Here is an 18358-nt window from a genome sequence, read left to right as displayed (position 1 = left end):
CTTGCGCGGTTCGCTATGCCCCGCTATACTCTCTCTTCTTCGTTGGCCCGGTAGCTCAGTTGGTAGAGCAGCGGATTGAAAATCCGCGTGTCGATGGTTCGATTCCGTCCCAGGCCACCATCAGTTTCAGTGAAAAAGCCCGCGCAAGCGGGCTTTTTCATTTCCGCCAAAGCCTTGCCCAGCAAGGCTTTGCGCCCGACGGCCTCGCCGAACCTCCCGCCTTTTTCAACGCTTCCGCCGTGGCTCCCGGCTTGGCTCCCTGCCAGCAGTTTTTGGTTTTGGCTCCCTCTTGGCTCCCTGCTGAACCCGGCTTTTCCCCGTCGTTCCCCGTCCTGGCTCCTTTGGCTCCCGGGTGCGGTACCATTTCGGGCACGCAACAACAGGACGCACTGGACACGACCGTGGCAAAAAAGAACGACGAACTCACTAGGGTGGACTTGCTTTTGATCGCGAGCCTTGAGGACCGTAAAACGGTGTCGGACGAGATGTGGATCACGCCGCAGCAGGTCGCGATGCTGACGAGCCGGTCGTACGAGCAGGTCGAGGACGACCGCAAGGCTGGGACCGGCCCGAAGTGGCAGAAGCCGTACGGTGAGCGCGGTGCGGTGCGTTACCGCATGGGGGCGGTGCGCGACTTCATGTTCGGTCAACGGGAGTTTTCCACCCTGCTGGAACAACAGGCCGTGCTCGGCTCGCTGTCGTTCGGCGAGTTCCTGGATACCGCCGGCCTCGACGACACGTGGCCGTTCTTGATCCACCAGGGCGTGCCCGTGGACTTTTTCAAGTCGCTGACGCTGGGCGAGGCGCTGTCGGACGACGACCGCGCCGTGGTGCTGTCGCTCGACGAGTACCTGACGCAACGCAAGGCGGCGGCGGTCGAGCGCAAGGTGGGCGAGGGCCGTACGGCCTTGGGCGCGGCGGCCGATGAGGCCACCGCCGAACCGTTGCCGGCGCACCAGCGTAAGCGCAGCACGCCTTGACCATACAAAAAACGGGGAAACCATGAGCAACGCATTGAACGACGCCACCGTGCTGGCTGAACTGCTGAAGAGCGGGGCCGACGACCTGATGTTGACCACCGACCAGGCGGCGAAACTGCTGGGCCGCTCGGTCGCTGAACTGTCCGCCGATCGCAAGGAAGTCCGCGGCCCGGCATGGGTGCAGCCGTTCGGCCCGGACGGCGTGGTGCATTACAGACTCGGCGATCTGCGGGCGTTTCTGAACGCTCCGGCGGCGTAAGAGAAACGGGGCCTCACGGCCCCGTTGTCGTTTACAGGTTGATGCCGCCGCCCCGCTGCGGCACCAGGGCCTTGGCCCAAGCCCGTTCCTGCGCCTTTTTCTTCTCCTCGGCCTGTTGTTGCTTCGCCTTGGCCTCGGCCTGCTGCTTGGCCTGCTCGGCGGCCTTGCGCTGCGCGTCCGCCCGGGCGGCCTCGGCCGCCTGCTGGCGTGCCCGCTCCTGCTCCTGCCGCTTTTCCATCGCCGTGCGGATCGCGTCGCGGCCGGCCGTTGCCCGCTCGGCGGTCTTGGCCGCGTTCTGCACCGCGCGCTCGGCCTCGCGGGCGCTCGTCTCGACGTGCCCGGCCAGGCGCTCGGCCGCCTTCGGCGTCGTGAACACGGCGGTCTGCCCGGCCGACTCCAGGGCTGCGGTGACGCGGGCCGGTGCGTCGCGCTCGCCGACCAGTGCGAACACGTCGGGGCTCGGGTTCTTCGCCGCGTCCTTCTGCGTCGTGGCGTACCCGTGGCGGAACCGTTTCAGGTGGTCCTCGTCGAGCGTCACCGTGTGCTTGCGGTCGCGCTCGTTGCTGCTCTCGACCGTGGCCGTCGCGCGCAGCACGCCGTCGGCGCCACGGCCCACGGTGTTCAGGCGCAACGTGGCGTTCATGGGCTCCTCCAGTTTCACCGGCAACGCGAGCGACAGGTTCTTGTCGGTGCGCAGCACCATGCGGTCGCCCGCGGCCACCGGCATCTCGACGCTGGTGGTGCCGGCCCGCACGCGCACGGCGTGGTCCTCGCCGTGCAACTGGCCGGCCTCGCGCTTCGCGGCGCGGATGGCGTCGGTGAGCCGCGCCACGTCGTGCGGCGTACCGCCCACGGCGCGGCGCTCGCGCTCGGGCGTGTCGCTCTTGACCCACGCCTGGGCCAGTTCCTTGGCCGCGGCCTCGGGCTTCTCGGCGATCGACACCGTGGCGGTGGCGTTGATCGAGCGCACGGCCTCGCCGGTCCGCTCGACCAGGTGCTCGCGCTGCGCCTGGTGTTCGGTGTGCGCGTGCGCCGTGGCCTTGAAGGCGCGGCCGGTGCCGTGCACGTGCAGCGACTCCGCGCTGGCCTGCACGTCGCGCAGCGCCTGCGGGTCGATCCGGTCCGCCTCGCTCGCCATGACCTGCACGAACGGCGCGGGCACGTCCGCGGCCTTGGCGTCGCGGGCGGCCTTCCAGACCGGTACGGCGTGCGCGTGCTCGATCTGGTCGCCGTTCGTCAACGTGAAGTCCTGCCCGTTCCACCGCGCCGTAGCCTTCGGGTTGGCCGGGTCGGTGCCGTCCACGGCGGTGATGGTCAGGCGTGCGCCCGCGTCGTCGATGCCGTGGTACAGCGCGGCGCCCCGGCTGCCGAACGTCACCACGTCGCCCACGGCCAGTTTCAACTCGGCCTGCCCGGTCGGCTTCTCGGCCGCGTCGCGCTGCCGCTGCACCTCGGCCGTGTGGGCCTCGCGCTGGGCCTGTTCGTGGGCCACGAAGTCGTGCGGCGCGGCTTCCCAGCCGTTGCGCAACACGGTTTTCGTTTCGCCGGTCTTGCGGTCGGTGATTTCGACCGGCTGCTCGCCGGTGCGCCGCAGTTCGATGGTGTCGCCCGGCTGGACGCCGCCGCGCTCGATGGCCGGCGCGACATCGACGCCGAACACCTTGTGCTCGTGGCCGTCACGGCTGCGGATCACCGCGTAGGGCGATTTGCTCGTCGGGTCGTTGGGATCGACCAGGCCCGTGCCGGTTTCGACGAGCGTGCCCCGGTAGCACCGATCGCCATCGTCGTTCTGCGCCACGCGCGCATCGGCCTCGGGCCGGAACGCGGTCGGGTTGAAGTCGGCACCGCGCGCCACGGTGAGCGTCACGTCGTCGCCGGTGATCGAACCGTCGGCGCGCATGTGCGCCCGGATCGCCTCGTTGAGCGCGGGCACGTCGCGGGGATTCACCGCCGCGGTGACGGGCGGGGCGTCCGGCGTCTGGCGCACGCGGGCCGCGTGCTCGGCGGCCATCGTGTCCACCACGTCCGCGCGTCGATCGTGCGCGGTCGTGGCCGCGTCCAGGCCCATGCCTTTCAGTTGTTCGCGGGCGGTGTCGGCCAGCGCCTGGCGCTCGGCGGCGGACTTCGCCGCGGCGCGCTCGAACATGGCCTGCTCGTGCTCGGTACGCATGTGCGCGGGCAGGTCGTCGGTGGCGTTGCCCTTGACGGTCAACGCTTCCAGGGCTTCAGGGAAGTGCCGGAAATCGTCGTCGGTCCCGTAAAACCTCACCATGTCCTTCTCGCGCGTGAACTGCACGAGGATCGCGTCGTTCTCGTCGGTCGTGCTCGTCATCACGAACACGTCCTCCTCCCCCTGACCTTGGCCGCCGTGGTTCGTGATCGCGCTGGCGTGGTCGAACGCGTTCAGGTCGGCGGTGCTCCACGACACGCGCCGGCCGTCCTGCTGCCGGCCCTTGGCGTCCTTCTGCACGTCGTCCAGAATCGTCGCGTGGATGCGGTTCTGGCCGTCGCCCAGGTCTTCGATGCGGTCGATGATGGCGTTCGTACCGTTCACCACGCCCAGGCCGGCGGTGCGCACCTTGCGCTCGGCCTCGGGCAAGCGGGCTTGCAACTCGGCGAGCGTGATGGCCTGGCCGGTCATGCGGTCGATCACCTCGTGGCCTTGCTTCGCCCGGATGATGTTGCCGCGCAGGGCCTTGAGCGCCTTCTGCGCCTTGGCCTCGTCGTCGTGCTTGTCCAGAAACTGAATGCGATCGCCGACGGCGAACCCCTTCTGTACCGTGGCGCCGGTCTCGCTGGCTTTCGGGACGATGTGCATGGGCACGTCCGGGCCGGTGAGCAGGCCCTTCTCGCGCTTCACCGCCCGGATGGCGTCGTTCAGGCCGCGCACGTCTTCGTTGCGCGTGGCGATCACCATGCGGTTGCGCTCGGGCACGGCGCTCTCGCCCCAGTCGCGGGCGATGCGCTCGTAGATGGCCTGGCGGTCCTCGCCCTTGTCCTTCATCGCCTCCGGCACCTCGACCTCGACGATGTGGCCGTGGTCTTGCATCCGGCTGAACAGTTCGCGGCCGTTGTCGGCGGCGTACAGCATCGCCACGGTCTGGCGGTGCTCGGCGCTGCGCTGCCGGCGCACGTCGGTCATCTCGCTGCAGCCCACCACGTCGATCGAGGCGCGGAACGAGTCGCCCGCCGTGGGCGATTTCAACTGGCGCCCGTCGCCGGCCGCGACGATCTTCCCGCCGGCCTCGGCGACGTAGCGTTCGAGTTTCGCGCGATCGGACACACCGACCATACCGGCCTCGTCCAGGACGATCAGCGTTTGGCTAGTCAGCTTCAGCGATCCGGCGTCCAGGCGTGCGAGCATCGGCGCCAGGGCTTGCGCTTCCAGGCCCTCGACCTCGGCCGCCAGTTTGTTGGTGGCCTTCCATCCGCCGGACACGCCCAGCACGTCGTAACCGGCTGCGCGGTACGCATCGACGAACACCTGCGCGGTGAACGTCTTGCCGGTGCCGGCCCGGCCCACCAGGTTGGCGACGCCGCCCGTCTGCATCGCCGCGTAGTCGATGTTGCGCCGCTGCTCGTCCGTCAGTTTCATCGGCGGGGCGCTGCGCGCGTCGGCCACCTTGGCCTCGGCCTTCGCGACCTTGGCCGCGGCTTTGGCCTGCTGGTCGGGGCTGGCCTTGGCCGCGGCCTTGGCGGCGTCGAGGTCGTCGAGCGCCTTCTGCAACCGCTCCTCCGTCTTGCGCTTCTCGAACGCGTCCACGGCCTTCTGCACCAGTTCGGGCGACAGGTTGTGCGCGGTGTTCGCGCGCAGCGCCTGGTCGCTCGCCACCAGGCTGCGCTCCGTCTCGATGGCCCACCGGCTCGTGTACATCACCTGGCCGCGGCTGTTCTCGGGCTTCTGCACGAAGTCGTTGCGCTGCATGAAATCATCGACCATGCGATCGAGTTTTTGCAGGTCGTGGCCGAACGCCGGGCCGGCCTCGGCCGCGATCAGGGCCACCACGTCGCGCCGCGTGACGTTCGCCTCGGTCTTGTGCAGTTTTTCGAGCAAGACCTTGTCGTCGCGCATCGCCAGGTCGTGCTGCGGGCGCTGCTTCAGCTGCTCGTTGCTCGGCAGGGCGCCGCTCTCGACGAACGGGGCGAACGATTGCGACCACATCGGGTCGAGTTCGGCGAACGCGGGCTCGTCCTTGCTCTTGCGCGTCGCGAGGGTTGCCTGGTTGTACGACACGTTGTGCTCTTCGGCGTACTTCACCAGTTCCAGGCGGCGGCTCGACTCGGCCAGCACCACCTCGCGGCTGATGCCGTCGATGTCGTACCGGACGTGCCCGGTCTCGCGGCCGGTGTGCTGGTGCAGTTCGACCTCCCGGTTCACCGCGTAGCCCATCTCGGTCAGGGAATGGGCCAGCGCGCCTTTGTGGATCTGGTCCATGACGTACACGTGCTGCTGCAGGTCGCGGGTGTTCAGCGATCGGGTCTTGCCGTCCGCGCCACGCACCACGTTGAACAACAGCACGTGCTCGTGAACCTGCGGGTCGAGGTTGCGGTTCGTGAAGTGCGTGAACCCGGCGGCGAACAGTTCGGAGCACCCAATGCGCTCGGTGCCACCGGCGCCCGCGCGCACGTCCAGGTTCTCCTTCAAATATTGCAGCGACAGGTCCACCGCGGCACGGTGCGCGCCCAGCAGGCGCTCACGCTCCTCGGGGTTGGCCCGTGCCCACGCGACGGAAAATGTTTTGAACGGGCTGAACGTCAGGTCGTAGCCCATGTTGTGCTCGGCGCCCGCGTTCGCCACCAGCGGCTCACCGTTCGGGCCACGGCCGGCGGCCATGAGGTCGAGCGCCTTGTGATCGACCACGCCGGACAGGCCCAGCGCCTCCGGGCCGTCACCGATCCAGCGCGTGGGGTTTTGCATTTTGCCGTCTGAACCTTGGTAATACTCGGTGTTTTTCAGGTACTGGAGGATGTTGGCGCCTTTCTTGCCGTAGCCCTTCGAGTTCAATGGGGTGGATTTGACCATGCTGGCCCTCGGTCGGTGTGGTGTGGCGTTAGCACTAACGCCTTCAAGTCAGTGTCTCGTACGGCGGGCCGCTGTCAACGGGCGCATCTCTATATAGGTACGCCCGTCGAGCGTCAGCGGAACAGCGGCGTGGTGCCGGTCTTGCCTTGGCCGGGCTTGCCCGCCGGCTTGTTCGAGGCGTGGTACATGTCGATCACCTTCACCGCGTCGAGCACGACGCCCAGGCCGGGCACGTCGAGCGCTTCGCTCAACTGGTCGGCGGCGACCTCCTCACCGGCTTCCTCGATCATGCTGTCCAGGTCGGCCTCGTCGATCTCGGCCGGCTTGGCCTTGGCCGGCTTCGCAGCGGGCGGCGGCTCCACGGGCGGTTCCGGCTCGCCCGGTTCGTCGAGCAGCGCGACGACGCGCGGCGGGATCGGCTCGTCGTCCGGCGGCATCGGGTCGTCGATGTCCAGGTCGGGCTCGTCGGTGGCCTGCACCTCGTGGCCGCCCTCGGTCGCGTCAGCGTCGGCGGCGGGGGCCGTCGTTTCCGGCTGGTTTTGTTCCTCCGGCTCGTCCATCGGCTTCGTCCAGGCGGCGGGCACGTCCGTCTCGCATTGCACCAGCGAGTCCACGTTGAAACCGGGCCACCAGAGTTTGTAGACGGAACCGCCGAACGTCAGCAGGCCCGAGACCTTGAAGCCGTAAGGCGTGTTGCTGTCGCTGCGCACGCCCATGTGCTTCTCGTCGCTGATCTGATGCGGGCGGACCAGCAACGTGGCTTCTTCGTGGTACGAGTTCGTCACGTTGGGCTGTGCGGCGCTCTGCCCGTTCGCGGTGACGGACGTGTTCATCTTGTTGACGACACGTTTGCCAAACCACTCCGACAGTTTGTTGGCGGTGTCGCCCGACGACGTGCGCGTGACGATGCGGGTGCCGACCAGGGACCACATCGTGTTGGCTTCTTCCGGGCTGTATTTGAGTTTGATCTGGTTGATGTCCTGGTAGCAGGCGGTGAACATCACGCCTTTGGATCGGCCCTTGTCGAGCAGGCCCATGATGTTCAGCCGGTTCACCGCGGCCAGTTCGTCCACGATCACGCCGATGAGCCGGCTGCGGGAATCGCGCAGTTCGAGCAGCAGCGGGGCCATGACGTTGAACATCGCGGCGATGTACTTCTCCGTCAGCGGCATGTCCGGCTTGCCCCGAATGACCATCTGCCGCGGCCCGGTGTAGTCGTCCTTCACCCAGTCGCACAACGCGATCTTGCGGCGCGTGTCGTTCGGGACCGTCGTGGGCCAGGCTTTCGCCAGGTTGTCGATCAGTTTCGCGCCGTTCATCAGCGTGGACAGGACCGACATGGTGCCCGGGTTCGGGTCGATGACGATGTTGTACGCCTTGTTGATCGCCGCGTTGTAGTTCGGGTTCGGGCTGCCGTCCTCGTTGGCCGCGTAGGGCTTGAACAGGGCGACGAGGCCGGGCTGCGGCAGGCCGGTGCGCTCGGACAGTTCCGTCCAGCCCCAGCGGCCGATCTTCCGTTGCCGCCGTTCGACGCGCAGCGTCTCGACCACGCCGTAGCCGACGATCTGCGCGGCGTCGGTGAAAAACGGTTGCGACGCGTTCGGGTTGGTCGGCCACATCGTGGCGCAAAACACCTCCAGCGCATCGTCGCGCGACAGTTCGCGGTAGATGTCCCACACGTCCGACAACGCCGACCACGGGTCGATCAGCGCGGCGCCGACGCTCACGCCGTCCTCGAACTTGCAGAACAGCCGCGAAAAATCCCCCTTCTGGTCAACCGCCGCGAACTTGTGACCGAACGGGCCGGTGGTGCCGTCGGGCAACGTGACCTCTGCTTTGTGCATCTGGAACAGCCAGTGCAGCAAGATCATGGTCTTGCCGGCGCCCGACGCGCCGATGATCAGTTGGTGCCGAACCCACACGTCGCGCAGCAACGGCGGAACGTCCGGGTGGATTTTCATCAACTGCGCGGGCGCCTTCTTGCCTTTGGCCGGCGCCGGGGGAGCCGTGTCGATCGCCAGTTGTTTCACCGCCTCCGCGCCGTTGTGGAACCGGCCGCCCTCGACGTGCACCTGGCTGTCGCGTGGCGTGGCCGTGTCGCGGAACACGAACCAGCCCAGCGCCGCCGACGGCGCGAACGCAAGCGCGAGGCGCCAGGCGATGTCGAACGGGTACTCGTCGAACAGGCTGCCGAACCGGTACGCGGCGCCCTCGAACGGATGGGTGGGCAGGGTCTGGTGCGCGATGCTGCCGAACAGGCCGCTCCAGAAATCGAGGTTGCCGATGCGCTCGGCGCCGACCGGCGCGAACAGCATGGTGAACGTGAACAGCACCAGAAAGGTGGCGAGGCAGGTCAGGGCGCCCTCGGCCATGCCGCGGCCGACGTAAGCGACCTTTTGCGAGGCGCTGGTGTTGAGGGGTTGCTTGCGCATGAACAGCCGCAAGACGTTGCTGCCGTCGTCGTCGTGTCGAGCCATGATGTCGGCCTCCGGTGAGCGGAGCGCGATGGCCCCTGGTACCCGGAAGCCCGCGTTGCCCGCGGGTGACTCGACGAACGGCGGATGCTGCTGGTCCTGCTGGTGCTGCTGAAAAAACGGAACGCCGGACGGCTTGTTGCGGCGGTGGGTCGGACTCGCCGCCCGGCGTCGGTTTTTCGTGTCGGGGATTTTGACCGGTCAGGCGGCCCGCAACGCTGCGTCCGGTGCCAGCGGATCGCGGTGGCCGGCGATGGCGTTGCCGGCCTGGTCGACCGTCAGGTGGATCGTTGCGAACGCGTTGGCGAGCGCCTTCAGGTGGTCCTCGAACCGTTCGATCAGCCGCGTTTCCAGCGCGCCGATCTGCGCGTCGATCGCACGGCGCTGCTCGTCGATCGCGGCGGCGATGTCCACGCCGTCCAGGTAGGCGTCGATCGCCCGCCGGGCGAGGTCGCCCTGGCTGACGTTCAGCGCCTCGGCTAGGTCTTTCAGCCGGTTGTTGCTCGTGGGTTTCAGTCGGATGTGCAGGTTGGGCATTGCCATGATGGGCTCCGTGCGGTGGCTGGTGCTTCAGTACTACCAGGAACCGGGGCAAAGACAAGCGGGTGCCCGCGGTACGTCGCGGCGACCGTTTTTCGCCCGGAGCACGGCGACCGTCAAAGCCTTTTCCGGTAAGGCTTTGGCCTCCTTCCCGGTCGCCGCTACGCGGCGACGATAAGAGCCTTGCGCAGCAAGGCGAAAGGGCCGCGAAGCGGCCAGGGGAGGAGGCACCGAAGGTGCAATGCGTGTGTTGTGGTCGTACTCCGAGTAAAACGAGGAGCACGCAAACCACACCGATACGACATGCTTCTTGTACGCTTCCCTCGGTGTTGCTTGTACGCCTTTCACGGTGTTGCTTGTACGCCTTTCATGATGTTGCCGTTGCCCTGGATGCCTCTGCCCTCGGTGTCCTGCTTCATATCTTGTACGTCTTACCCCCTGCTGTTCGTTGTTGCTGGTGATCGTGGTGCTGGTTGTGGTGGTTGAGGGTTGCTGTGTTTCTTGTACGTCCGTGTTGCCTGCCCCGTCCTCTGCCCGCCTTACCCGCCTGCCTGTTTCTTGTACGACCGCTGCCCCGCCCCGTTTCTTGTACGTCCCCTCTGCTTTGCCCGTTTCTTGTACCGCCACACTTCAGCAAAAGGAACGATGCGAGCAAAACCGGGCGGATGGTGCGCGGCGGATGGGGGAGCCGTCGCAAGCAACAAAACGCGTCGTTGGGCCTGTTTTGCGCGCCGTGGACCGCTGGGTGCCCGGTCTGAAAAACCTTGAGGAGTTCTTGATAAACCGTCCATAAGTCGATAGCGCCCACGCATCGTTGGCACCGTCGAGCGTGCGCGGTACCGGAACGCGAGCGCCAGGTGTTGACCTGCGCCCGCATCGCTGTATCTTGTACTCATCGCATCTGCGCGATCCGTCGCGCGCAACGTTCGCCCCAGTTCACCGCTGGGGCGTTTTTCGTTTACGACCTGGGAGAAGTTGAGCATGTCCACCGACCTGAACGATCCGCTCGAACGTGAAGCCCGACGGCTGGAACGTACGCGGCAACGCATCCGCGCGAGCCGCGCGAAGTGGTCGAGCGTGCGCAGCAACCTGGGCGCGTCGATCCTGACCGCCATGCTATCGGGCGCAAAAGCCACGCTGCAGGAGGACGTGACGTACTGCCGCGAGGCTCGGGACAACCCGAAACTGTCGAAGTCGGACCGTGCCACCGCCGCCGTCGTGGCCGGCGCACACCTGAACGACCTGCTGGGCGCTGCGCTCGATGCGTTCGTCGATATGAAACGCGAGCGCCGGCTGGAGTACCTGAACACGTACATCAGCGCGGTGCCGGCCGCTCTCGCGGCGGCCTTGACGGTTTCGGTCGAGCCGGCGGACGAAGCGCCCGCCGGCCTCGACAACCCGCCGCACGACGCACCGCAGGCGGCCCATGACGATCACGCGGTGCACGCGTTGGCGAACCTGGACGACCTTGCTTTGCACCTCGCCGACGCTTCGGCTACGGACGGGGGCGTGTGATGGGCACGCCGGCCAGCACCGTCCGCTCGCGCGCATCGCGCGCTCGCCGGCAGGCGACGCGGCACGCGGTTGGTACCTCGATCGTCCGCCAGGTCTACGCGGACGTGAAGACGCTGGTGCCCGCGCACGCGGCCTGGGTCGCGCAAAGCGCCGGCCTCACCGGCCCGGAGCAAGCGACCGCAACCGCCCGCGTGAGCGATCACCTCGGCGCGGCGCTGCTGGCCTGGCTGGCCCTGCCCGACCGCGAACGCCTGGTATTCCTCAAGAAGTACATGCGGCTTGCCCGCGCCCCTGCCTAACCGGACCTATTGCAACCCAACGTTCGAGCCCGTGATCCCTCGGGCTCGTTTTTTAGAGGATGGAAACCATGAGCCGCCCCTTGCTGCAAAACCCCAGCCCCGCCACGGCCCGTCGCCGGAAAAACCGGGAAGCGTGGCGCGACGCCCGCCGTTTCACCGGTTTCAGTTTCGAGAAGGGCACGTACGACCGCGCCAAGGCCGCCTGGCAACGGTTCCACGAACAGCACCACGGCACGCCCGCCGGTCAAGCGACCTTCACCGATTGGGTCGCGGCCTCGATGATCGCGTTCGAAAAACTCTCGCCGGACGAACGTGCGGCGCACCTGACGGCCTACATGCGGGTCAGCACCTCGGCAACACCGACCGTCGAGCAGGCGGTCGCCGCCTTCCGTGCCGAAATCGACGCGATGTGGGACACACCGCTGGCCCTGGTTGTGCCGCGCGAACCCGAGCCGGCGCACTCGTGCGAGCACGTCCTACTGTTCAACGACGCCAGCGAACCGGCGTACCGCCGCCGGTTTGCTGCGTTCGAGCACGGCCCGGTTCAGCCGCTTCGCGTGCGCCGCTGAACCGTGCTGCGGCACGTGCGGGCATTGGAGCATAGCAACTCGCTGAGAGAGGCCGACCTGTTCGACTCGATCTTTTCGGTGAGCGAGGCCGACCTGCACGGCCCGATCTGGCGACCGCGGGCGGAAGTGCTCGCGTTGCTGGACTCGCTGGGGTGATGCATGTTTCGATTACGAGGGCTGGGCCGGGTTCGCGCCCGGCCCTGTCTTTGGCGGCATGGGAATGAACGCCTGGCGGTCGTCGGACACAACGCGGTCGTAGCGCTCGACGAACGTGCGCATTTTCTCCGGGTGATCGTTGTACGAGGTGATCCACCGTGCGATCGCTGCGGCCACTGCTTCGATCAGCCCGAACGTGTTGACGTACTTCATCATCGGGTCGGTGCTCGGCGGGTATTGCTGGGCGCCGACGTACGGCGTGAGCCGTGCAACCTTCCCAGCGGCGACCCTGCGAGACTCCAGGTTCGACATGTGGAGCAGGCTGTTTCGCAACTCCCACAACTCATCGGGCGTGGCCCCGGCCGGGGCCGGGTCGGCGAACGTGCGCAGCCAGTCGATGAAGACGGACGTTTCACCACGGCCGCGCTCGCCGAACTCGACGTAAGCCACGGTATCGAGGAACGACATCAGCAGTTTCAGGCATGAAATGTAATGGCCGTTGTTGTACAGCAGCCGGATCGCCTTGAAATAGTCGTCATGGATCAGGCCCGTCATGTCGAACGTGCCCTGCTCCTCGTTGCGATACTTGAACAGGTAGTCGTCCATTCGTCCTGGCTCCCCCACACCGTCCGGCAGTTTCGACATGTCGAGCGGCGCAAGCGGCACGCTGACATCGGTTTTTGGCACGCCGTCGACGATCGACGTCATGCAAAACAGCGGCATGGGGCCGGCACCAACGGCCGCGAACAACGGCTCAAACAGTTCGGTCACTTGCCCGAGCCGTTGCCGCACCAGGAACTGCATCGCCGTCATCGTGTTGATCACGCGGATTCGATCGACCGTCGCAAAGTCGATCACGGCACGCGCCCGCAAAAACTCGATCTTCTTCGCGTCGCTGCCTTGTCGGTGGTACTGCTTGATCCCGACCGACCGGAGTTCGTCGGTTTCAAAAAAGGCGTACACGTTGTAGATCGCCTCGTGCTTCTTCATCGCCCGTCCTTGTTCTTGCTTGACCGCTCGATGGTACCCGATGGCCGCCGCAGGCGACCCCGCGCGAAGCGATCGGGGGCCTACGGCGGCCATCTTTTTTTACGGTCGATGTTTGACTCGAGCCCTCTCTAGAGAGAGGGTGGGTTTATGGCGTTAGTGCTAACGCATCCCCTCTTTGGAGCCCCGCATGTCCCTGTCGAAAAACGCACAACGCCAGCGTTCCTGGCTCGCGCGTCACGCGGCCGACCGGTGGCGCACGACCCTAGCGCTGGTGCGCAGCGTCGGTGCGAACGTCGACCGCGAGCGTGAAGCCGTGGGCGTCACGCGCACCGCGTACATCGGCGCCGCCTTGCTCGCGATGGAAAGCCTCACGCCTGGCGAACGCCTGGCGTTCCTGCGCCGTTACGCCGACCTGCACGGCGAGTCGGCCAAGCGCAACCAGTGGAGCCGCTGACATGAGCCGCCGGCCTGCCCCCGTCACCCTCTCGGGCTACGTGGCCCGCAAAGATCGGTTCAAGCGCGAACGGGCCGAAGCCCGCACCGCGCTGCGCCGGGTGGCGACGGCGTACCGCGTGAGCGTGTCGGCCTCGGCCGCGTCGCTGGTGATCGTGCTGGGCATCGGCGTGTCGCTGGCCGCACCGGCACCGGCCGGTTGCCGTCCGCTCGCGCTCACCGTGTTCTGCGTCGTCGAGGCCGTGCTGGCCGTGGCGTCGATCACCGCTTCGCTTCTTCTTCATCGTCAGGCCGATCGCATCGCGCAACGCTTGGCGCGCTCGTCGCAGGGTCTTGTCCGCGCCCGCGCCCGCCTCGTTGAAATGCGGTCAATCACACCCTCGGAGGCTGTATGAAGAACCCGAACCCGCCCGTCTCGCAGTTGTCGCTGTGGGCCGTCTGGTTTGCGATCACGCTGCAATGCGTCGTCGTCGCGCTGGCCGTGTATGACGCGCCCGCGCTCCTGGAGATGGTCTTGATGGCCCTGTCGCTCGTGCTGATGGGCGCGGGCGTCTGGCCGATCCTCGCTCACAAGAGCACCGACGAATGGAGCGACTCATGGACCGGAAACTGAACCTGCTGCGCCGGCTGGCACGCGAGCACGGCGTGAACCTGCGCGGCGTCGCAATCATGGCCCTGCTGTCCCTGGACGCGGTGTTGATCGGGGCCGGCGTCACGGCGCTGGCTCTGCGCGGCGTGCTGCCACCGCTGGACGCGTGGGCGATGTTGCCGCTGACGCTGTGCGCCGCGTCGCTGCTGTCGAGCGACCTGTGGCGAACGGACGAGGAACGGCTGGACCGATGGCTGGGCCTGTCGTTCCACGGCGAGCGGCGCCTGGCGTGCGCGAAAGCGTACGCCGACCTGTGGGCGGACGAGGTGGACGCATGAACGACCGCAAATCGAAGCCGAAGAAAGCGAGCCGATCGAAGCAGACGAAGCGCCAGACGAACCGCGGGCAGCGTCACGCCCGGCAGGAACGGCTGTGGGCCGCGGTGCTGCACGAGCACGCGACCGATTGACCCGCGATCCTTCTCAACGTTCGAGCCCGTGATCCCAAGGGCTTTTTTGTTTTCAGGAGACGTTTATGGACCAGGACATTCCCCGCACCTTGCCGCCGCTGTTCGAGGCCATCCGCCGGCAGGACGACGACGAACTGACCGCGGCGATCGCCGCCGGTGAGGACGTGAACGCGCTGGACCCGAGCGACCAACAACGGCGCACGGTGATGCACTTCGCCGCGATGTTCGGCCGGGCGCCCGCGATCAAGCGCATGGCCGCCGCCGGGGCGAACGTGAACGCGCAGGACGCGGGCGGTAGCACGCCGCTGCTGCTCGCGATCATGGCGTCGGGCACCGGCAACGCACTTGTTTCGCCGCACGCGCTCGACAACGCCCAGGCGCTGCTCGACGCGGGCGCGACGATCGACCTGCCGCGCACGTGGGGCACGTTCACCACGTCGCCGCTGCACGAGGCCGCGAGGGTCGGCAACCTGGCCGCCGTCCGCTGGCTCGTTGAGCACGGGCACCCGGTCGATGCCGGTGGGTGGTTCGACGAACGGGTGGGCGTCGTCACGCCGTACCGGGCCGTCCGCCTGAACCTTGGCAAAACGTCCAAGGCTTACCCGGGCGCCTCGTCCCGCGGCACGCGCAACGAGGTGCTGGCCCTGCTGGAGTCGCTGGGCGCCGACACGTCGCGCCCGTCGTTCAAATCGTGCTCGGCGAGCGGGGCGCGGTCATGAGCGACACGAAAGCACGGGCCTCGGCCCAGGCGCTGCGGTTCGCCGCCACGCTGAAGGCGGTTGAGGCGTCGGTGCGTCTCGGGTTCATCGACGCGTCCGACGACGGGGCGGCGAGCACGTATATCGCTGACCTCACGATGCTCGTGACCGTCGCGGGCGCCGACCATGCGGTGCGGTATAGCCGGAGTGCTGAAGGTGTGCTGTCGATCGGTCTGGCCGACGATTGCGGCCTGCTGCCGCTGTACCGGGAGCTCGCGGCCCTGCACGACGAACCGGAACCGACGGACGCCTTCCTGCGTAACTGGTACTACGGGGCCATGCCGCCGGACGTGAGGCCGTCGCCCGCGCACAACTTCGCGAACGTGGTGCGCCAACTGCTGGACCGAACGGCGGACGCCGAACTGGTCGCGTTCGACGCGGAGCGTGAGGCGGCGTCGCACCACGTCGTCCTGCTGCACGTACCGGCTGGCCGCTTCGCGGATTTTGACGCGATCGCGGCCGATCACGGTCTCGGGCGTGAGGGCGCGTTGCGCCGGTTGATCGACGCGGCGCTGCGCAACCCGTCGTTGCTCGACGAGCACGAGGGGCCGGGGCCGGTGGCGTTCGACGGTCTGGACGTGGGCGAGCCGGCGCCGCCGGTTGAGCCTCCGCCGAACGACCAGGCGCGCGGTTAGGCGCCTTTGTTGACCAACCGCGCCACGGCGTCGGACGGTTCGACGCCGCACGCGCGGCACCAGTCCAGATAGAAGAGCAGATCGACGTAACGCTCCCCTCGCTCCAGCCTCGACACGAACGATTGATCGACGTTGAGCAGTACCGCGAGGTCGCCCTGAGTCATCCCGGCGCCCTTGCGGAGCGCCCGGAGATGCGCCTGAACCAGGCGATAGCGGGTGTGATGAACGGACGGAAGCATGGCGACATGCTCCCTGCAACACCTCAATATGCCACTCTGGCATATTTTGGTAACATCCGGCCACGAACGCCGGCCGGCTTGGCGGAAAACGCAACGCACACTACGGGGGTTTCATGATGAGCAATATGCTGAAAACGGTGGCCGCTGCTGCGGCCGTGTCCTTCGCTCTAGCCGCCTGCGGCGGTGGTGGCGGCGGCGGTTCGTCCGGCTCCGGCTCGGGTTCTGGCTCGGGCACCGGCACCACGACGAGCACGAGCAACGGCCAGGCGCTTCTCGCCGCTTACACGCCTCCGGCCGACATCGCCGGTGACGTGGTAACGAACTACTCCGGGCCGTCGTTCAACTCGTACGTCGGCACCAGCGGGCTGCAATCGGCCTGCTCGGGCTCGACGGTGAGCACGACGGTGGTGGACGCGCCGGACGTGATCGTGTTCTCGGCCGGCGCCAGCGTCAAGGCGCAAGAACTCGCGGCCGACCAGTTCGAGAACCAGGCACTCCCGACCGTTCGCACGGCGCTGGCGCTGCCCGCGACGGGCACGGCGTTCGACGGCCAGAACAAGGTGGTGCTGTGCGTGGACAAGGCTCTCGGTCAAGGCATCGGTGAAACCGGAACGGCGATCACCGGCCAGACGGTGCTCGGGCTGCCCGGCCCGGTCATGCAGTTGATGAGCGCGGATAGCCCGAACTTTGACACTCGCTACCCGGGCGCCAAGTCGCTCGATGCGATGGCCCCGCTGGTTGTTCACGAAAGCACGCACGCCGCGTTGTACTCCCTCATGGAGCCGTTCGGCGGCGGTGAGATTTGGTTTCAAGAGGGTACGGCGCAAACGGTCGCCGGGCAGAGCATCGGCACGAAAACGAGCGTGCTGGCGACCGTCCAGGCCGGCGACGTGCTGGCCGCGTCGAACCCGAACACCGATTTGAACGCGTACGGCGCGTACGAGGCGACGTTGCAGTATTTGACCAGCAGCGCGCCGGGCGGCTTGGGCTATGGCTTGACGAACCTGAAGAACTTCGTCGAGACCTACAAGGCCGACGCGATGGCCCTGTGTGCCCAGCCGTGGCCGGCGGGGACGATCCCGCCGGTCACGCAAACGACCGGGATGCCCACGGGCCAGTACAACGCCTGCGTGGGCGGTGCGGGCTCGATTTCACCGCAACTGGAAACGGCCTTCGATACGGCGTTCAACGCCACGTTCAGGGACGCTAACGGGTCGCCCCTGCTGCTGCACACCGCGGACGGTTCCAATAGCCTCGAATCGACCCTGTATCAACGGCTCGACGGTTTCTTGAACTGATGAACGCTTGACCTGATTTTTCAACGGCTCCGCGAGGGGCCGTTTCTGCATTCAACACCAACGGAGAACACCATGTCGTTCAATCCCACGCACCGCCACGCTCAAGGCCTCGGCCGCTGCCGCCTCGAACTCGATCCGACGAGCCGCCAGTTGCTTGTCAAAACTGGCTGGTTCAGCGCACCGCGGCTGCTGTCGTTCGACCAAGTGCGAACGGTCGAGGTGAGCACATCGAACGCAATGGTCAAACCGCACATCGTGATCAGCACGACGGACCTCGACCGGCCGCAGCACCGCGTCTACTTCCACACGGGCCGAGGCGCGCAAGAGTGGTACAACCGGCTCGGCGCGGCAATGGACATGCGCGGCTTCCGGTGAAGGTTTGTCCACGGCCCGGAGCCTGTGGGAAACGGGGCCAGCGGCGAACGCCGCACGCCAGAGCCCCGTTTTCCACGGGTCGCGCGCAGCGCGAGGCGGTGGTCAAGCCGTTGAGCACCATAAACGTTGGTTACCGTGCTCCGCCCCGCGACGGTTCAACTGGCCTACGCCCCCTCCGTCGAAAGCAGTGCGCGTATATGCGCGAGGTTGATCGCTCGACATAGATCGACGGCCCTCGCTTCTACACTGGTCACATCGCCGGCCGACACGCCCGGGAGTTTTTCGCCGTCGATCCAGACCTCCCCGTCTTGTGTCGTCGTGTAGCGCTCCATGTAGTCCGCAATATCGCTGATGTCCGTCTGAAAAGTCTCGGCGTGCGCCAACGCGTCGGCATAATGAATCAGGTTCCAACCAAAGCGCTCTTCAAAGCCGGCCACGCGCACGGCCAGCGGATCAGCAATGGTCAACGGCGGGGCGTGATCGAGGATCAGTTTGCGCATCCATTCGGCCGGCTTCTGGCCGGCCGCGCCGGCTGCGGAGTTGATGCGTCGAGTTTCGAGCGCGTTAAAGCGTAGCGTGGGCTTGTACTCTGTTGACATGGGACCGTCCTGGCTGAAAAACGCCGGCAAATGCCGGCATCTGTAAGATAAGTTTGCCGGCATTTGCCGGCAATGTCAACGAGGGGCGATTTTGCTGTTCCGAAGGCCCGGACCGCTGGCCTGTCGCTCGCGAACGGA

21 protein-coding genes and 1 tRNA gene are annotated in these 18358 nt (G+C 66.9%); 16 read left to right on the top strand and 6 right to left on the bottom strand.

Annotated features, from left to right (window positions below; genetic code table 11):
• The first annotated feature begins 44 nt into the window (after positions 1–44).
• From V8683_RS01060 to V8683_RS01050, 3 genes are all read left to right on the top strand, one after another.
• A tRNA-Phe gene (locus V8683_RS01060) sits at positions 45–120 on the top strand.
• A 281-nt stretch (positions 121–401) separates the two neighbouring features.
• Positions 402–980 (top strand): hypothetical protein, encoded by a 579-nt coding sequence (locus V8683_RS01055; RefSeq protein ID WP_411187781.1) that lies wholly within the window; start codon positions 402–404, stop codon positions 978–980.
• A gap of 22 nt (positions 981–1002) precedes the next feature.
• Positions 1003–1239, top strand: coding sequence for a hypothetical protein (locus V8683_RS01050; RefSeq protein WP_060091675.1), 237 nt, complete (start codon positions 1003–1005; stop codon positions 1237–1239).
• A gap of 31 nt (positions 1240–1270) precedes the next feature.
• On the opposite strand, the gene mobF is transcribed toward V8683_RS01050, so the two are convergent.
• The 3 genes from mobF to V8683_RS01035 all read right to left on the bottom strand — a co-directional run bounded on the left by mobF (position 1271) and on the right by V8683_RS01035 (position 9279).
• On the bottom strand, positions 1271–6262 hold the full coding sequence (mobF, locus tag V8683_RS01045) for a MobF family relaxase (RefSeq protein ID WP_411187779.1): 4992 nt from the start codon (positions 6260–6262) through the stop codon (positions 1271–1273).
• A gap of 113 nt (positions 6263–6375) precedes the next feature.
• On the bottom strand, positions 6376–8739 hold the full coding sequence (locus V8683_RS01040; protein ID WP_411187777.1) for a type IV secretion system DNA-binding domain-containing protein: 2364 nt from the start codon (positions 8737–8739) through the stop codon (positions 6376–6378).
• Between the two features lie 198 nt (positions 8740–8937).
• A complete protein-coding gene (locus tag V8683_RS01035) occupies positions 8938–9279 on the bottom strand; it encodes a hypothetical protein (protein ID WP_059890110.1) in 342 nt (113 codons plus the stop codon).
• A 978-nt stretch (positions 9280–10257) separates the two neighbouring features.
• On the opposite strand from V8683_RS01035, the gene V8683_RS01030 reads away from it, so the two are divergent.
• The 4 genes from V8683_RS01030 to V8683_RS01015 all read left to right on the top strand — a co-directional run bounded on the left by V8683_RS01030 (position 10258) and on the right by V8683_RS01015 (position 11815).
• Positions 10258–10791, top strand: a complete 534-nt coding sequence (locus V8683_RS01030) for a hypothetical protein (RefSeq protein WP_411187775.1) — start codon at positions 10258–10260, stop codon at positions 10789–10791.
• Entirely contained in the window at positions 10791–11090 is a 300-nt protein-coding gene (locus V8683_RS01025) for a hypothetical protein (protein ID WP_060091684.1), read from the top strand. Before V8683_RS01030 ends, V8683_RS01025 begins: the two co-directional genes overlap by 1 nt.
• A 68-nt stretch (positions 11091–11158) precedes the next feature.
• Positions 11159–11659: a hypothetical protein gene (locus V8683_RS01020; RefSeq protein WP_411187773.1), complete on the top strand. Its 501-nt coding sequence runs from the start codon at positions 11159–11161 to the stop codon at positions 11657–11659.
• A gap of 24 nt (positions 11660–11683) precedes the next feature.
• The gene (locus V8683_RS01015; protein ID WP_411187771.1) at positions 11684–11815 is read left to right on the top strand and encodes a hypothetical protein; all 132 of its coding nucleotides are present in this window, start codon (positions 11684–11686) and stop codon (positions 11813–11815) included.
• A 12-nt stretch (positions 11816–11827) separates the two neighbouring features.
• On the opposite strand, the gene V8683_RS01010 is transcribed toward V8683_RS01015, so the two are convergent.
• The gene (locus V8683_RS01010; protein WP_411187769.1) at positions 11828–12805 is read right to left on the bottom strand and encodes a hypothetical protein; all 978 of its coding nucleotides are present in this window, start codon (positions 12803–12805) and stop codon (positions 11828–11830) included.
• Positions 12806–12992: 187 nt separating this feature from the next.
• On the opposite strand from V8683_RS01010, the gene V8683_RS01005 reads away from it, so the two are divergent.
• The 7 genes from V8683_RS01005 (at position 12993) to V8683_RS00975 (ending at position 15709) form a co-directional block, all read left to right on the top strand.
• Complete coding sequence (locus V8683_RS01005) at positions 12993–13259, top strand: hypothetical protein (protein ID WP_017422962.1); 267 nt, start codon at positions 12993–12995, stop codon at positions 13257–13259.
• A gap of 1 nt (position 13260) precedes the next feature.
• Entirely contained in the window at positions 13261–13653 is a 393-nt protein-coding gene (locus tag V8683_RS01000; protein ID WP_411187766.1) for a hypothetical protein, read from the top strand.
• Positions 13650–13871: a hypothetical protein gene (locus V8683_RS00995; protein WP_411187764.1), complete on the top strand. Its 222-nt coding sequence runs from the start codon at positions 13650–13652 to the stop codon at positions 13869–13871. The genes V8683_RS01000 and V8683_RS00995 overlap by 4 nt, the downstream gene beginning before the upstream one ends.
• A complete protein-coding gene (locus V8683_RS00990) occupies positions 13856–14185 on the top strand; it encodes a hypothetical protein (RefSeq protein WP_411187762.1) in 330 nt (109 codons plus the stop codon). The genes V8683_RS00995 and V8683_RS00990 overlap by 16 nt, the downstream gene beginning before the upstream one ends.
• Positions 14182–14316: a hypothetical protein gene (locus V8683_RS00985; RefSeq protein WP_257724553.1), complete on the top strand. Its 135-nt coding sequence runs from the start codon at positions 14182–14184 to the stop codon at positions 14314–14316. Before V8683_RS00990 ends, V8683_RS00985 begins: the two co-directional genes overlap by 4 nt.
• Positions 14317–14381: 65 nt before the next feature.
• Positions 14382–15035: an ankyrin repeat domain-containing protein gene (locus tag V8683_RS00980; RefSeq protein ID WP_411187760.1), complete on the top strand. Its 654-nt coding sequence runs from the start codon at positions 14382–14384 to the stop codon at positions 15033–15035.
• Positions 15032–15709: a hypothetical protein gene (locus V8683_RS00975; protein ID WP_411187758.1), complete on the top strand. Its 678-nt coding sequence runs from the start codon at positions 15032–15034 to the stop codon at positions 15707–15709. Before V8683_RS00980 ends, V8683_RS00975 begins: the two co-directional genes overlap by 4 nt.
• On the opposite strand, the gene V8683_RS00970 is transcribed toward V8683_RS00975, so the two are convergent.
• Positions 15706–15948 carry a helix-turn-helix domain-containing protein gene (locus tag V8683_RS00970; RefSeq protein WP_411187756.1) on the bottom strand — a complete coding sequence of 81 codons (243 nt, stop codon included), beginning with the start codon at positions 15946–15948 and terminating at the stop codon, positions 15706–15708. The two genes, V8683_RS00975 and V8683_RS00970, sit on opposite strands and share 4 nt — an antisense overlap.
• 113 nt (positions 15949–16061) lie before the next feature.
• On the opposite strand from V8683_RS00970, the gene V8683_RS00965 reads away from it, so the two are divergent.
• Together V8683_RS00965 and V8683_RS00960 are read left to right on the top strand one after the other, a co-directional pair.
• Complete coding sequence (locus V8683_RS00965; protein WP_411187754.1) at positions 16062–17246, top strand: hypothetical protein; 1185 nt, start codon at positions 16062–16064, stop codon at positions 17244–17246.
• Between the two features lie 72 nt (positions 17247–17318).
• Positions 17319–17621: a hypothetical protein gene (locus V8683_RS00960; protein WP_411187752.1), complete on the top strand. Its 303-nt coding sequence runs from the start codon at positions 17319–17321 to the stop codon at positions 17619–17621.
• Positions 17622–17785: 164 nt separating this feature from the next.
• On the opposite strand, the gene V8683_RS00955 is transcribed toward V8683_RS00960, so the two are convergent.
• A complete protein-coding gene (locus tag V8683_RS00955) occupies positions 17786–18220 on the bottom strand; it encodes a hypothetical protein (RefSeq protein WP_060715247.1) in 435 nt (144 codons plus the stop codon).
• Positions 18221–18358 lie beyond the last annotated feature (138 nt).

It is taken from the genome of Paraburkholderia sp. AV2, assembly GCF_054968425.1.
This window is presented reverse-complemented; position numbering and strand designations above follow the sequence as displayed.